The sequence below is a fragment of the Rhizobium sp. SYY.PMSO genome (assembly GCF_046840415.1).
Classification (GTDB): Bacteria; Pseudomonadota; Alphaproteobacteria; order Rhizobiales; family Rhizobiaceae; genus Rhizobium.
In genome coordinates this window covers 549,331-564,271 of the sequence record NZ_CP177351.1, presented here as the reverse complement: position 1 = coordinate 564,271, position 14,941 = coordinate 549,331, and the positions used below count along the sequence as shown (strand labels likewise).

Annotated in this window: 9 protein-coding genes; 7 read left to right on the top strand and 2 right to left on the bottom strand. The window is 61.4% G+C overall.

Going from position 1 to position 14,941, the window contains the following annotated elements:
* The first annotated feature begins 39 nt into the window (after positions 1-39).
* Both ACJJVH_RS29280 and ACJJVH_RS29275 read left to right on the top strand, forming a co-directional pair.
* A complete protein-coding gene (locus ACJJVH_RS29280) occupies positions 40-1,536 on the top strand; it encodes an MATE family efflux transporter (RefSeq protein ID WP_412066866.1) in 1,497 nt (498 codons plus the stop codon).
* A 586-nt stretch (positions 1,537-2,122) separates the two neighbouring features.
* Complete coding sequence (locus tag ACJJVH_RS29275; RefSeq protein ID WP_412066865.1) at positions 2,123-2,971, top strand: LysR substrate-binding domain-containing protein; 849 nt, start codon at positions 2,123-2,125, stop codon at positions 2,969-2,971.
* A 291-nt stretch (positions 2,972-3,262) separates the two neighbouring features.
* Here the strand turns inward: ACJJVH_RS29275 and ACJJVH_RS29270 are convergent, their stop codons facing one another.
* A complete protein-coding gene (locus ACJJVH_RS29270) occupies positions 3,263-4,171 on the bottom strand; it encodes a LysR family transcriptional regulator (protein ID WP_412066864.1) in 909 nt (302 codons plus the stop codon).
* A 96-nt stretch (positions 4,172-4,267) separates the two neighbouring features.
* Here ACJJVH_RS29270 and ACJJVH_RS29265 point away from each other — a divergent pair, with 96 nt between their 5' ends.
* Complete coding sequence (locus ACJJVH_RS29265; RefSeq protein WP_113358365.1) at positions 4,268-4,945, top strand: nitroreductase; 678 nt, start codon at positions 4,268-4,270, stop codon at positions 4,943-4,945.
* Between the two features lie 106 nt (positions 4,946-5,051).
* Here ACJJVH_RS29265 and ACJJVH_RS29260 read toward each other — a convergent pair whose 3' ends face one another.
* Positions 5,052-5,969: a LysR family transcriptional regulator gene (locus ACJJVH_RS29260; protein ID WP_412066863.1), complete on the bottom strand. Its 918-nt coding sequence runs from the start codon at positions 5,967-5,969 to the stop codon at positions 5,052-5,054.
* Positions 5,970-6,303: 334 nt separating this feature from the next.
* Here ACJJVH_RS29260 and mscL point away from each other — a divergent pair, with 334 nt between their 5' ends.
* From mscL to ACJJVH_RS29240, 4 genes are all read left to right on the top strand, one after another.
* The gene (gene mscL, locus ACJJVH_RS29255; protein ID WP_113358367.1) at positions 6,304-6,750 is read left to right on the top strand and encodes a large conductance mechanosensitive channel protein MscL; all 447 of its coding nucleotides are present in this window, start codon (positions 6,304-6,306) and stop codon (positions 6,748-6,750) included.
* A gap of 15 nt (positions 6,751-6,765) precedes the next feature.
* On the top strand, positions 6,766-8,400 hold the full coding sequence (locus ACJJVH_RS29250; RefSeq protein ID WP_412066862.1) for an EAL domain-containing protein: 1,635 nt from the start codon (positions 6,766-6,768) through the stop codon (positions 8,398-8,400).
* 698 nt (positions 8,401-9,098) lie between these two features.
* Positions 9,099-14,297 (top strand): hypothetical protein, encoded by a 5,199-nt coding sequence (locus tag ACJJVH_RS29245; RefSeq protein WP_412066861.1) that lies wholly within the window; start codon positions 9,099-9,101, stop codon positions 14,295-14,297.
* Positions 14,298-14,882 (top strand): invasion associated locus B family protein, encoded by a 585-nt coding sequence (locus ACJJVH_RS29240; protein WP_412066860.1) that lies wholly within the window; start codon positions 14,298-14,300, stop codon positions 14,880-14,882.
* Positions 14,883-14,941 lie beyond the last annotated feature (59 nt).

Genomic DNA, 14,941 nt, shown 5'->3' with positions numbered 1-14,941 from the left:
ATTGGCTGGCGTTGGTGAGCCGGCCTCATTGGGGATTGAATGGACAGCGCGAAAGATGAGCAGATTCAGGCGACTACCGATTTGACCACAGCGCCGATCGGCCAGGCTCTGCTTCTCTTCGCGCTGCCTACGCTCGGCTCTTCGGTGCTGCAATCGGCGAATGGTTCGATCGATGCAATCTGGATTGGCCGTCTTCTCGGCACTGAGGCGCTCGCCGCGACGACCAACGGCAATCTGGTCATGTTCCTCTTGACCGCCTTCGTCTTTGGTTTCGGCATGGCGGCCACCATTCTTGTCGGTCAGTCGTTCGGACGCCATGACATTGCAACCGCGCGTATCGTGACCGGAACGACAGTGGGCGCCTTCGTTCCGCTCAGCATCGTGATTGCGATCATCGGATGGTTCCTCGCCCCCGATGTTTTGACGCTGCTGGGAACACAGGCCGAGATTGAGCCGCTGGCTCGCGCCTACCTTCAGGTTACGTTTCTGGCGATGCCGGCGATCCTGATGCAGACTATCCTGATGATGACGCTGCGCGGCAGTGGTGACGCGATCACGCCGCTCATCTTCATGGCGATTGCGGTCACGCTGGATGTGATCTTGAACCCGCTGCTCATCATGGGATCGGGACCGGTGCCCGCGCTGGGTATTGCCGGATCGGCGCTGGCTACAGCGATCGCTAATTATGTCAGCCTGTTTGCCATGCTCGCCTATATCTATCGGCGCGATCTGCCGCTACGGCTTCGTGGCGCTGAACTTCGCGATCTCATTCCCGATCTGACAATCCTGCGAACGATCTTCGTCAAGGGATTGCCAATGGGCATTCAGATGATCGTCGTCTCGAGTTCCATGCTGACGATGATGCGGCTGGTCAATCGCGAGGGTGTCGACACCACCGCCGCATTCGGCGCAACCCAGCAATTGTGGACCTATGTCCAGATGCCGGCGATGGCGCTGGGTGCCGCCGTCAGTGCGATGGTCGCGCAGAACATTGGTGCGAATCTATGGGAGCGCGTCGGTCAGATCACCCGGATCGGCGTGATCTATGCCGTGCTGCTGACCGGCGCTCTCGTGATTCTGCTGCTGTTTGCGGATCGGCAGGCTATGGAAATTTTTCTCGGCTCAAACAGCCCCGCCATCCCGGTTGGCCGGCATATCGGCAGGATCGCAACCTGGGGCTTTGTCGCGTTCGGGGTGTCGATGGTCCTATTCGGAACGGTGCGCGCTAATGGCCAGGTAGTCTGGCCCCTGATCATCCTGTTCGTGTCGATGTATCCCGTTCGCCTCGGTGTCGCGCTTGGTCTGCACGACATGCTGGGGGTCGATGCCCTCTGGATCAGTTTCCCTGTGGCGATGGTCTCCACTCTGATCATGGCGTCGATTTTGTACCTGCAGGGTGGGTGGCGGAAGAGTTCATCGATGGATCTGGTTTTGAACGAACACCGCGCTCCGGTAGAGGAGATATCGCAGACGGCTGAGGGGGCATTGCCTTGCAACGCCCGGGCACCAGCCCCACCTGCCGTCCTTCCCAGATGAAATCGACAAAACCGTTCTTGCCTGCCCAGCCATCAGGTAACAAGAGGTAGGCCGACATCGATGGCAATGGTCTGTCCCGTGATGAAGCCGCACCGCATCAGGACGAGATAAGCCAGGGCGACTTCGCGTGGCTCCGCTGTGCAGCGGAGCGGAATTTGCTGGGCAAACCAATACACACCCGTACGCAGAAAACTATAACTCCTGCACGTTTGAAAGTGCTGCATCAATCAAAGCATATTACACACAAGAAGCAGGAAAATAGCATGTGATCTAACGGATACGTCTGTTCATCTTTAACACACCTCTCAATGCTTCCTTGGATATCATCATACCATATTACTGTTGGCGCTACGCTCCGAACTCGCCACGATGGTGGCCAGATCACCTATTCCCGTAGCGTGATATCAGTTCGTCGGCATATATTTCGGTATGAACACCATACTTATGCCCATATTGAAATGCGAAACGGAACTATCTAATAAATTAAATTAGGGCTTCAGATCTGGTCGGCAATTGAAGCGGCTATATGAGAAATCCTCAAGCTTATCATTAGCAACACGCATTTGTGGAATAGTCGGCGGAAAACATGGCTACAAACTTGGACGTGGCGACTCTGCGGTCCTTTACCTTGATTGCAGAAGGACGAACATTCGCAGATGCGGCGGACGCTGTTGGCAGGTCGCAATCGGCAATCACTCTTCAGATTCAACGGCTGGAACAGGAGGTCGGCGCGCCGTTATTCCGGCGCAACCGGCAGAGCGTGGAACTAACGATCGCCGGAGAACGGCTTCTCGGTTTTGCGCAGCGCCTGGTGCAGATCAATGACGAAGCACTCGTGACCATGGCGCCCGATGCCGCACGTTCACTTGGACTTGGAGTAACACCGGACATCGCCGAAACCATTCTCGAGCAGGTGCTGGAATGCTTCCGTCAAGAACATCCCGTGGTCGATATAACCTTGCGGATCGATGGGTCGCGCAAACTGGTGGAGGCCGTAGGGCGCGAGGAGATCGATATTGCAATCGCGCTGAACATGGATGACTCGCTCAATCAAGGCCCTCTCAGCGAGGCGCAAATGCTCTGGATTGGGCGGCCGGGCTTCTCCATTCGTGAGAATAACAAGCCCCTGCCCCTCGCGTTCTTCGAACCTCCATGCGCATTTCGCACGGCAGCGCTCGAAGCGCTTGGCTCGGACATTCCCTACCGCTTCGCAGCGACGAGCCCCAGTCTGGGCGGCATCATAGCGGCGGTTCGTTCGGGGCTCTGCATGACGATCCGGACGAAACATCTGCTCGGCGCCGGCCTCGTGGATGTAGGGCAGAGCATGCAGCTGCCATCACTCCCGAGCGTTGCTTTCAGCTGCTACACGCGCATCGGCGAAAAGCGTCCGGAGCGCGATGACCTCATCGAGATCTGCCGCCGTTACCTGCAATAGCTTGCATCTGCTTCCGGATCATATCGTCGATGGCGGTTCGCGCCTGGCCGATATGCCGTTGAGCCGGGGATGGTGCGTCAGCCCGGGGAGCATCGCCCTTGGCCGCGCCGATTCTCAACGCTGTCGATGAAAACAGGTTCCAGACTTCATGCGAGGCTTCGTTCGACCGATATCAACATGGCCGTTCGGGCACAAAGCGACGTCCGCTGGGCTGCTACGAGGCCGAGCGGACGTCGGCCGGAAAACACGAGAAGCATTGGGCGCCGGTATTTTCCCTAGCCTGGGACCAGCTCAAGGTGACGGCGCAAACCTTCGTACAGCCTCTTCGACAAAGCGCCCGATCTTCGCGGTGCGCTGGCGATCGGCCGGATAGATGAGATGCATGGGTCTCGAAGGTCCTTCGAAGCCCGGCAGCACCTGAACGAGATTACCTGCTTCCAGATCGGCGCGGATCAGGTCGTCGGCAGCGAGCAGGATACCCGCCCCCTGCAAGGCAGCCCTGAGCTGGGCCGGCGCGCCGTTGACCTGGAAACGGCAATTGACGCGTACCGGAATGCTCTCGCCGTCCTTTCGGAATATCCATTCGTTGAAAACCTTCCGGTTCCAGAAGACGAAGCCGATGCAGGCGCGCGTGCTCAGCTCGTTCGGATGTTCCGGTATGCCAGCCTGCGCGAGATAGCCGGGCGATGCACAGGCCACCATCCGGTAAGGGCGCAACGGCCGTGCGATCAGGCTGGTGCTGTCGCCGACGCCGGGATCGCCAATCCTGAACGCCGCCTCGATGCCGTCATCCGGCAAACTGACGCGCTCGTCCGAGAGGCGAAGGTCGACCTCAACCTTGGAGTGGCGCCGCATGAAGTCGATCGTAAAGTCCACAAGCGACAGGGAACCGAATTCGTAGGGCGCGCTGATGCGCAACTGCCCGTGGGGCTCGGCCATGGCTTCCAGCGCCAATGCGTCGGCGGCAGCCGCCTCTCTCAGCACGACAACGCAACGCTCGTAATATTGGCGTCCCAGTTCCGTCAGGCTATGGCGGCGGGTCGTGCGCGTCAGAAGGCGGACATGGAGTCGATCTTCGAGCGCCTGCACATAGCGCGCCACCATTTGCGGCGTCATGCCGGTCTGGGCAGCGGCAGCGGCAAAAGACCCCGCGTCGACCGCGGCCACAAACACTTCCATGGATTTGAAACGATCGAGCATTCGAAACCATTAGTACATAAACAACATTACATCAGTTTATTTATCCGCACGGCGGTTGTCATTAGGGTCTGGCCAACCATTCAAGGGAATTCGATCATGCTTGACACCACATCCTTCGAAACCATTGTCCGTAACCGACGCGCGACCCGCCAATTTCTCTCGACACCCGTACCCTCGGAGCAGATCACCGCAGTCCTGCGCGATGCCCAGCACGCGCCATCGAATTGCAACACGCAACCCTGGAATGTGCATATCGTTTCGGGAACCAAACGCGACGAACTTTCGCAAGCTCTCCTGCATGCCGAAGAAAAAGGTGAGGCTGCGCCGGACTTCTCCTTCGACATGGCCGATTTCTTCGGGATCTATGGCGAACGGGCGCAGGCCAGCGGCAAGGCGCTTTACGACATTCTGGACATCGCACGCGAAGACAGGATCGGCCGCAGGGAGGCACTCCTGAAGAACTTCGATTTCTTCGGTGCGCCACATGTAGCCCTGATGTTCATGCCGACCTTTGGCGATAACGTGCGGACGGCGGGCGACCTCGGAATGTATGGCCAAACCTTCCTCCTGTCGCTGAAAGCGCGCGGCCTCGCAGGTATCCCGCAGACTTCGCTCAGTTTCTTTGCTCCGAGCATCCGTTCAGTTCTGGGCATCTCCGACGAATACAGAATGCTGTTCGGGATTTCCTTCGGCTATGGAGATCCGGCTGCCGTCGTCAACCGGCTCGATGCGGGCCGCGCCGACATTTCGGAAAGCGTGATTTTTCATGGCTAGATGCGCGGCCGCACGCTCCAGCCCGCCGATGTCGTCACCGGGCCGGCAATGCTAGCCGCATGACGAGGTCGCGAAATTCCTCTGCCGCGCAGCAGAGGGAGCAGCCTCAAGACGACCCGCGCCCACCGGATTCGCTTTTGAGAAATTGCAGCTCTGATCGCAGGAAAACGAGCAGCCGCCGGGTGACTTCCGAGGTCGAATCGGTCGGGCCGTGCAGCATGCGCAATCGGAAACCGGGAACATCATATTGGGGCAGGATGCGCTTGAGCTGACCAGCCGCGAGCGCCTCCGCACATGCCGGCAGCTGCAGGACGCCGATACCGGCGCCGGCGAGCAGAAGCGCATGAAGCGGGCGCCAATGGCTGACGGTCCATACCGTCTTGATCGGCGCCGCGATAACGTCACCACGCCGACGCAACGGCAGGTTGCCATCTTCAAAAATTCCGGCGACACGCAGGAAGGGATGTGCGGGCAATTCTTCCGGAACGGTGGGAATGCCGTAATCGGCGATATAGCCCGGAGAGACCACCAGGACGCGCTCGACATGGCCGATCTCCTCATCCTCGCAATCCGGCGCCGGCCGATCCCCCAGCCGGAAGGAAACATCGATACCTTCGCTGCGCGGACTGACGATCCGGTCATTAAGAATAAGATCGACATTCACATGCGGATAGAGTCTGCGAAACCGCATAAGCGTCTGCGGCAGTATCATCTCGCCGAGCCCGTGCGGAGCGGCGACACGGATTGCTCCTGCCAGAGCCCCCTCGCACTTGAGACTGACGCTTTCGGCAAAGGACGTGGCGTCCAGCGCCTTCTTCGCGCGCTCGTAGAACAGCAGGCCGATGTCGGTCGGCCGAACCGACCGCGTGCTGCGATTCAGCAACTGCTCGCCTAAATGCGCTTCGAGCTTCGTGATCCGTTCGCTGATCGTCGGCTGCCCCATGCCAAGATCCCGCGCAGCCTTCGACAGGCTGCCATGCTCGACGACTCGCGCGAATATTCGCATTGCGGCCACGATATCCATCTGCTTCCTCCATCGCTCCTCAGGCCGTGGACCATCGTAATATATCGTATTTATCGATATATAAGCAAGACTTTATAGGAATAACCCTATGAATGGCTAGTAATTCTTATCGAAAAGCACGTAATTTGCAGTCTAAGTGCCGTTTTTTATCGCCTTTTCATATTTGGGCGAGATAAATTCGAGTCGTCCGTCGCCGATTACAGGAACGCGGGCCGATGCATGCAGAAACCTGCATTTCACCTCTACGGAGCGGCCCGAATTCTTTGGACGTCGCCGCCGGGGAATGAAGGGGCAGCAAGAGCGGCACCTCATACTAACCTCACGGAGAGGATTCATGCTCGAGGAATTCAAGAAATTCGCATTGCGCGGCAATGTCGTCGACCTCGCAGTCGGCGTGATCATCGGCGCGGCATTCGGCGCGATCGTAACGTCGCTTGTCAGCGATATCATCATGCCGCTCATCGGCGCCGCCACGGGCGGGCTCGATTTCGGCAATTACTATCTCCCCCTGTCCTCCAAGGTACAGGCCGGTCTCTCCTATGCCGATGCGAAGAAGGCTGGCGCCGTTCTCGGGTATGGATCGTTCATCACGGTTGCGATCAACTTTCTCATCATCGCCTTCGTTCTGTTCCTCATCATTCGCGGAATGAACGCACTGATCAACCGCAACAAGAAGGAAGAGGCCGCCGAGCCGCCGGCTCCTGCGGCGGATATCGTTCTGCTGACCGACATCCGCGATCAGATCTCGGCATTGAACAGGGCGCTTGCCAAGGCCTCCTGACGGATACGGCTACGAATGCCTGTCGCAGGGGTGGGCCAAACCGGCCTGATGCACGACGGGCATACGTCTCAGCAATTGAAGAGGACGGCTTCTTTGAGTCGACGACGCGTTGTTTTCCTTGCCTGTGCTGCGGCTGCGCTGGCCGTGGCGGTGAGTATCGCAACGCTCGTCTGCCTTGCCCGCAAGCTCGCTTTGGACGAAGAGAGTGCGGACCTGGCGCAACTCGATCGCCGTGTGATCGAGCGCACCAATCTTGCTTACCGCAGCGCCATCGACGGCTTGCTGGATCTGAAAACGAGCACCCTTCCCCGCTGTTCCGAGGCTCAGATCGCGGCCATGCGGCAAGCGACGGCAAACAATCGATATTTGACCGGCATGGGGGTGTTCGATGGCGGCTATCTGCAGTGCTCCGCCTGGGGAAGATCCGATGCCAGAATCCCTGTCTCGGAGCCGGATTTCGTCACCCGAGACGGCATCAAGGTCAAGCTCAACCTGCGTCCGCAAGTGTCCGGCAGCGGCCCCAGGATCGCGCTTTCTCTCGGCGACTACTTTGTGCTGCTCGATCCGGCGGCGCTCCTCGACAGCATCACGGCCCCGACCAATCGTTTCGCAGTCGCGACCGAGGACGGCCATATGCTGGCAACCCGTAACGACCCCGATCCGGAGTTACTGCGATCTTTGATCGCAAATCCCGGCAGTGGAATGGACGATCAAAGCATTTATGCAACCGTTCGCGAAAGAGGCTTCATAGCGGTCGCCATGAAGCCCCGCCAGAATATGCTCGCATCTTTCAGAAAACAGATCGTCTTCATACTGCCCCTCTTTGTGCTCGTCGTTTCCCTGATCGTGGGGACAGCCGTGTGGATGACAAAAAGACGCTTGTCTCCACTCGGGGAGCTGAAGGCAGCAACCCCCAGGCGTGAATTCAGCGTTCACTATCAACCGATTATCGAGCTGCGGACGACCCGATGCATCGGCGCCGAGGCCCTCCTGCGCTGGCGGCGGGAGGATGGGAGCTACACGCCACCCAGCGAGTTCATCGCGCTCGCCGAGCAAAGCGGACTCATCCTTCCGATCACGGATCAGGTGATCGACTGCATCATCAGCGATCTTCAGCCGCTTCTCGAAGCCGATCCTCTGTGCCATGTCACCATCAATCTCAGCGCCATCGACGTTCGCACGGGCCGTTTCCTCGATGTGATGCAGGAAAAGCTGGCGCCGACAAACATCCGAAGCAGCCAGATTTGGCTTGAGGTAACCGAAAGCAGTTTCATCGAGATCGAGGCGGCTTCGGCCACTCTGCGACGGGCCAATACCCTCGGGCATCCCGTTGCCATCGACGATTTCGGAACAGGCTACTCCAGCCTGCTGAGCCTGCAGGATTTGCCACTCGACGTGCTGAAGATCGACAAATCCTTCATCGAAACAATCGGTCGTGAAAGTGGACACGGTTTCATTGTGCCGTGGATCATCGAAATGACCCGCAAGCTCGATCTGGACAGCATCGCCGAAGGAATAGAAGCGCGGGAGCAGATCGATTATCTCATCGAACAGGGGGTCGCTTACGGACAGGGCTGGCTCTTCTCCAAGCCGTTGCCGGCCAGCGAGTTCATCGCGTTTTATCACCGCAACAGAACTGGGCTGCCATAGCAGCCGCGTTGATCGATATCATGGCGTGCCGACGAGGAAGACAGAGTCCGTAAACCTCGCCGGCGCCCCGGATACACCGCTTTGACGCGGGCTCAATCCGGCATCTCAGCTCTTGCAAGCCAGCAGGACGGCGGCCGGGAGACGCTGGGCGCTTTTCCCATTTTTCCTCATGAAGAAACGACACGATTCGGCAAGACGGCGCGAGTGCGGCAACCATCGCGCCACAGGTCCTCACGGGGGTGCTGCCGCGATGAAATCAGCATCGTCATTGCGCCTCCCGCATGATGGTTTTTTTCAATCGCCTCCGACCGATTCGCGACTGTCCGCTACGGAAGTTGCAGCAGCGCCATGAGAAAATTCTTTTGATTGATCATTGGCTTGGCCAAGAAAGCTCACGCGACTTCTCACCCTGGCGTTCATCTATTCAGTTTTACTCATGCGCAGGTTGAGAAAAACAAATTTGATTGAGCGAATTTCGCGCTGTTACCAGACCAAAATGGACAGCGTGGCACGGACACGTTGATGATCGGCACGATTAGAGAAGTTTTCTGTGCGTTCCGACGAAAACCTCCCGCAGACACGGGAGGCCGCCAGATAGCGCGCCTTTGGCAGGAGGCGCGAATTGAAATTACGAGTCGAAATTATGTCGCCGCAGCAGAGAGCAAGCAATTCTGCCCAGGCGACATGCGGAGCCACAGATGATGACCGATTCTCATACCGCATCAGCCGCTAGCGAGCTGCGCCAGCGCAAATCCCTTTTCACGTTCTCTGGCGGGCGCTCGATCGGAGCCAATCAGTCACGCAGGTTCCGTCGCCGGGTTCTGGCTATGTTGCGCCTTGCTCATCGGGTTCTTGGCTTGCGCCGCGACCGTCTGGGTGTGGGAATACCGAGCAGCGGCCGCGTGATTGGCCTGTCGCACGCGGATGTCGCATCCAGTGGCCCGGCTGGAGCCAAGTTTCCCACCTGCCCTCATTGCCGCCGCCCCCTCGCCCTGTTCATGCGCAATCGAGTCGCGCTGGGATTGGCTCTGGCCGCCTTCGGACTGCTTGCCCCGATGGGAACGGCCTCGGCGACCACCTATGGTCCGAGTACGTGTAATTCTACCGTCGGCACGGGCCCCGATGGCGTCGCGAGACCAGCGGCCGGCGCCCCGACCGACGGCTCCGGGCAATGGTCCAACGTCATTGGCTGTGGCGCGGCAGGCGGTAACTGGAATGGAGTCCAGGTGATGGGTGCCTATGCGGCGGCGACCGGAGCCGGTGCTACGGCACTCGGCTACGCCGCAACCGGATCGGAGCGTGCCACCGGCGTTGGCATGCAGGCCCAGGCCAGCGGCAGCGGATCGACTGCCGTCGGCCAGTGGACCCGCGCCACCGGAAATGGATCCGTCGCGATCGGCGGCGATATGTCTTCCAACAGTGCCGCGGCAGGGGCACAGGCACTCGGCGCGAATGCCATCGCCATCGGCGGACAATCCCGCGCGAACCGAAACGGAGATATTGCGATCGGCTCGGGGGCGGTCGCGAACGCGCAGGCTGATGCGTTATCGGCGCTGGCCATTGGCGTCACGGCGAACGCCACCGGCAACGACGCGGCGGCTTTCGGCAACAATGCCAGGGCCACCAACAACTACGCGACGGCGATCGGCAACTATTCGAGCGCCGCAGGCCAGAACTCGGTTGCGACGGGCAATTCGGCAAGCGCCGGCGGCGACTATTCGACCGCGATGGGCAACTTCTCCAGCGCCGCGGGCCGCAACTCGGCGGCGGTGGGCAATGGAGCGAGCGCGGGCGGAGACGGCTCTTCGGCTTTCGGCAATTTCGCCAATGCCGGGGCGATCAACTCGGTGGCCATCGGCTCCGGCGGCGCGCCGGGAAGCTACGCGGGAGCGAACGCGTCCGCTGCGGGCGCCGTCGCGATCGGCGGCAACAGCACGGGCGCTGCGTCGGCGGCGGCCGCGGATGCGCTCTCGTTCGGAGGGCAGTCATCTGTTGCGAACGGGGCAACGTCGGGCATAGCCGTCGGCCGTGGTGCCAGCGTCTCCACGGCGGCGGTGTTCGGTATAGCTGCCGGCGACGGCGCGGCGGCGCAACAGGCCAATGACATCGCGATCGGAAAAAGCGCCTCAACGAACGCAGGCTCGGCCGGCAATAACATCGCCATCGGCAATGGCGTAGCGACCGGTGCGAACGGGCAGAATGTCGCGATGGGCTCGGGCGCAACGACCGCGAATTCGCGCACGACCAGTGGCGGCGCCGTCGCCATCGGCCGCGATCAGAAGGCAACCGGCGACGGAGCCGTTGCGCTCGGCGATCCCAATACCGCAAACGGCGATGGCGCCGTCGCGCTCGGCCGCAACAATATGGCCGCCGGCGATACCGCGGGCAATACGGCTGCGAATGGTGCCGTGGCAATCGGCAACACGAATAGCGCTATCGGGCAGGGCTCGGTTGCAATGGGCACCAATTCGAGTGCCGCGGCAGCCGGTGCCGTTGCGTTCGGCGATACCGCAAAAGCGCAGGCTTCGAAAGCCATTGCGCTCGGCTCAGGTTCCACGGCCGCCAATGCCGGCGACGTCGCGCTCGGCTCGGGATCGAAGACGGCGGCGGCGGTGGGCACGGCCAACGCCACGATCAACGGCCAGCAATATGGCTTTGCCGGGACGGCGCCGGCAAGCACGGTCAGCGTCGGCGACGCCGGTGCCGAGCGCACCGTCACCAACGTCGCCGCCGGCAGGCTCGGCGCATCGAGCACCGATGCCGTCAACGGCTCCCAGCTCTTCGCCAGCAACCAGGCCATCGACGCCCTCGGCACCACCGTCAACGACCTCGGCAGCAACGTCGACAACCTCGGCAACAGCACCGCCTCGGCAATCGGCGGCGGCGTCAGCTACGACCCGGCCACCGGCATGGTCTCCGCACCGAGCTTCCACATCGCCGGCGGCACACAGACCAGCGTCGGCGACGCCATCGACGCGCTGAACCAGGGCTGGACCCTCACCACATCCGGCAATGCGACGGGAACCAGCAACACGGCGATCCAGCCAGGCTCCACCGTCACCATCAAGGGCGACCGCAACATCGCCGTGACGCAGAACGGCGGCGAGATCGCCATCGCGACAAGCGCCACCCCGACCTTCGACAGCGTCGGCATCGCCAATGGCGGCCCGGTCATCGGGGCCAGCGGCATCGACATGAACGGCCAGAAGATCGCCAACGTGGCGGCCGGCACCGCCGGCGGCGACGCGGTCAACTACGATCAGCTGCAGGATGCCATCGGCACCTCGACGAAGTACTTCCATGCCAACTCGTCGCTGGCCGACAGCACCGCGGCCGGCACGGACAGCGTCGCCGTCGGTCCGGCGGCCGTCGCGCAGAACGCGAATGACGTCGCCATGGGCAATGGCGCATCCACCGCCAGCGGCCAGTCCGGCGACGTCGCGCTCGGCTCGGGCTCGAAGACGGCGGCGGCGGCAGGCACGGCCAACGCCACGATCAACGGCCAGCAATATGGCTTTGCCGGGACGGCGCCGGCAAGCACGGTCAGCGTCGGCGATGCCGGTGCCGAGCGCACCGTCACCAACGTCGCCGCCGGCAGGCTCGGCGCATCGAGCACCGACGCCGTCAACGGCTCCCAGCTCTTTGCCAGCAACCAGGCCATCGACGCCCTGGGGACAAACGTCAACAATCTCGGCAATTCGGTTGCGACCGCATTTGGTGGCGCGTCGAGCTACGATCCCGCGACGGGCAAGGTGACGGGCGGCTTCAACTACGAGGGAAGCAGCTACAACTCGGTGCAGAACGTCTTCGACGAGATCCAGAATGCGGTAGGCGACAGCAGGAAATACTTCCACGCCAATTCGACCGACCCTGATTCCGTGGCGACAGGCGCCAATGCTCTGGCCATCGGACCCAACACCACGACGAGCGGCGATGACGGCATCGGCATCGGCAACGGTGCAAACGTCGGCCAGAGCGCAACCGGCGGCATGGCGATCGGCTCGCATGCCACGGTCAGCACACCGGGCGGTATCGCGCTTGGCACGAGCTCCGTTGCGAGCACGGGGGCTGGAATTGCCGGCTATATGCCGCCGGGCGCCACGGCTTCCGGCCTCGATGCCACCCAAAGCACCCTCGCCGCGCTCTCCGTGGGCGACGCAGAGAATGGAAAGTACCGGCAGATTATCGGCGTTGCCGCGGGTACGAACGACGGCGATGCCGTCAATGTCGCCCAACTCAAGGGCCTTAACGGCAAGATGGATGGTGTCGGCGCGGACGTCGCCGCCATCTTCGGCGGCAACTCCACCTATGATCCGGCAACCGGCAAACTGACCGGCGGCTTCAGCTATGCCGGCAACAGCTACAATTCGGTGCAGAACGTCTTCGACCAAATCCAGAGCGCGGTGGGCGACAGCAGGAAATACTTCCACGCCAACTCCACCCTTCCCGACAGCGTTGCCAATGGAACCGACAGCATCGCTGTGGGACCGAATGCGCTTGCTCAGAACGCGGGCGACGTTGCCGTCGGCAATGGCGCATCGACGCTGAAGGGACAGGCCGGTGACGTCGCCATCGGCTCGGGCTCGCAAACCGCTGCCGTGGCTGCGACGTCCGGCATGACGATCGGCGGAGCCACCTACACCTTTGCCGGCGTCTCGCCACAGAGCACGTTCAGTATCGGTGCGGTCGGTGCCGAGCGGACGCTCACCAATATGGCGGCCGGTCGCGTCACGGCCGACAGTACTGACGGGGTCAACGGCTCGCAGCTCTTTGCGGCCACGCAAGCGACCGAGAAGGTCGATAAGAAAGTCGACGCCAGCGGCGCCTCCGTCGCGAAGCTGTTCGGCGGCTCGACCGTCTACGACCCCGCGACGGGTCAGCTCACCGGCGGCTTCAAATATGCGGGCGGCAGCTATAGCAGCGTCCAGAGCGTATTCGACGATATCGGCGGCGCGGTGAACGGTGGCGGCATCAAATATTTCCACGCCAACTCCAGCCTGGCCGACAGCGATGCGACCGGCGTAAACAGCGTCGCGGTCGGTCCGGCCGCGAGTGCTTCAGGCAGCAATGCCGTGGCTATCGGCAACGGTGCGAAGGCCACGGGCGGCAATTCCGTCGCGCTCGGGTCGGATTCCGTCGCCGGAGAAGCCGTTTCAACAGCAAGCACCACGATCAACGGCAAGGAATACAAGTTCGCCGGCGCGACGCCGACGGGCACTGTATCCGTCGGCGATGTCGGCAAAGAGCGCACGATTACCAATGTGGCGGCCGGCCGGGTCGACGAGAACAGCACCGACGCCGTCAACGGATCACAGCTCTGGGGCACCAACAAGGCGGTCGAGGATCTGGCGAACAAGGTGGGCGATGTCGGCGAGGTTGCCAAGAACGCAGTCGTGTACGACACGGATAGCAACGGCAATCGGCAGAATTCCATTTCGCTTGCCGGTGGCGATCCGAACGCTCCGGTCGTGATCCACAATGTCGCGGCCGGAACGGCCAACACCGATGCCGTCAACGTGGGTCAGCTCAATAACGGCCTGGCAAATACTCTCACGCAATCGAAGGCCTATACCGATCAGGTTGCGGTCGGTACGCTCAATCAGGCTAACTCCTATACGGACTCGAAATTCGCCGGGCTTCAATCCGACATTTCCTCGGTCCGCAACGAAGCCCGCCAGGCGGCGGCGATCGGCCTTGCCGCCGCTTCGCTCCGCTACGACAATCGACCGGGCAAGGTCAGCGCGGCGATCGGGGGTGGCGCCTGGCGTGGTCAGGGTGCGGCCGCGTTCGGCCTCGGCTATACGAGCGAGGACGGTTCAATGCGCGCCAACGTCTCGGGTACGACCGCCGGCGGTCAATGGGGCATTGGCGCGGGCTTGAGCTTCACGCTGAACTAGATGATGGACGCGCGGACTTTCATCCTCATCGGTCTATCGTGGCTGTCCGTCGGCGCGTCGGCCTCCGCTCAGCCGGCCAGGACGACGTACACCATCAAGCCATCGGAGGTAACAACCCCCGATGGCGTGCCTCTTGGCAAATTTCAACGCGTGACGCGTCCCTTCCGCAATTGGACACTGATCTGCGACGAAAATCTGAAAGCCCGCAAGCGGGTCTGCAACGTGACCCAGGCGATCATCGACCAGAACGGCGCGACCGCATTTAGCTGGTCGCTTGCCGGGAGCGATGGCGGAAGTCCGGTCCTGATCCTGCGGACACCTTCGAATGTGGGCAGGGACGCGCCTGTCACGCTCAGTTTCGACGACAAGAGCGCACCCATCGTTGTGCGAACCACAGGCTGCAATGAGCGCGTTTGTGTCGGGGTGCAGCCGGTTGGTCCGCGGCTGAGGACTTACATCGCCAAGGCGGCTGTCGTCCTGGTGACGTTTTCCCTGCCTGCGGGCGCCACACCGGAATCCAGGCCCTCGGTGATAGGGCTTTTTGCAACGTTTGACGGTTTGTCGGAAGCCGTCGCCTCGATCTGAGATGCCGCATCGTCGTGCGCTTACGGTCGCGGGCACATGCGACGGAAGACACGTCGAGT

Coding starts and splice junctions, on each gene's coding strand:
- ACJJVH_RS29280 (WP_412066866.1), top strand. CDS start 40: ATGGACAGCGCGAAAGATGAGCAGATTCAGGCGACTACCGATTTGACC.
- ACJJVH_RS29275 (WP_412066865.1), top strand. CDS start 2,123: ATGGCTACAAACTTGGACGTGGCGACTCTGCGGTCCTTTACCTTGATT.
- ACJJVH_RS29270 (WP_412066864.1), bottom strand. CDS start 4,171: ATGCTCGATCGTTTCAAATCCATGGAAGTGTTTGTGGCCGCGGTCGAC.
- ACJJVH_RS29265 (WP_113358365.1), top strand. CDS start 4,268: ATGCTTGACACCACATCCTTCGAAACCATTGTCCGTAACCGACGCGCG.
- ACJJVH_RS29260 (WP_412066863.1), bottom strand. CDS start 5,969: ATGGATATCGTGGCCGCAATGCGAATATTCGCGCGAGTCGTCGAGCAT.
- mscL (WP_113358367.1), top strand. CDS start 6,304: ATGCTCGAGGAATTCAAGAAATTCGCATTGCGCGGCAATGTCGTCGAC.
- ACJJVH_RS29250 (WP_412066862.1), top strand. CDS start 6,766: ATGCCTGTCGCAGGGGTGGGCCAAACCGGCCTGATGCACGACGGGCAT.
- ACJJVH_RS29245 (WP_412066861.1), top strand. CDS start 9,099: ATGATGACCGATTCTCATACCGCATCAGCCGCTAGCGAGCTGCGCCAG.
- ACJJVH_RS29240 (WP_412066860.1), top strand. CDS start 14,298: ATGATGGACGCGCGGACTTTCATCCTCATCGGTCTATCGTGGCTGTCC.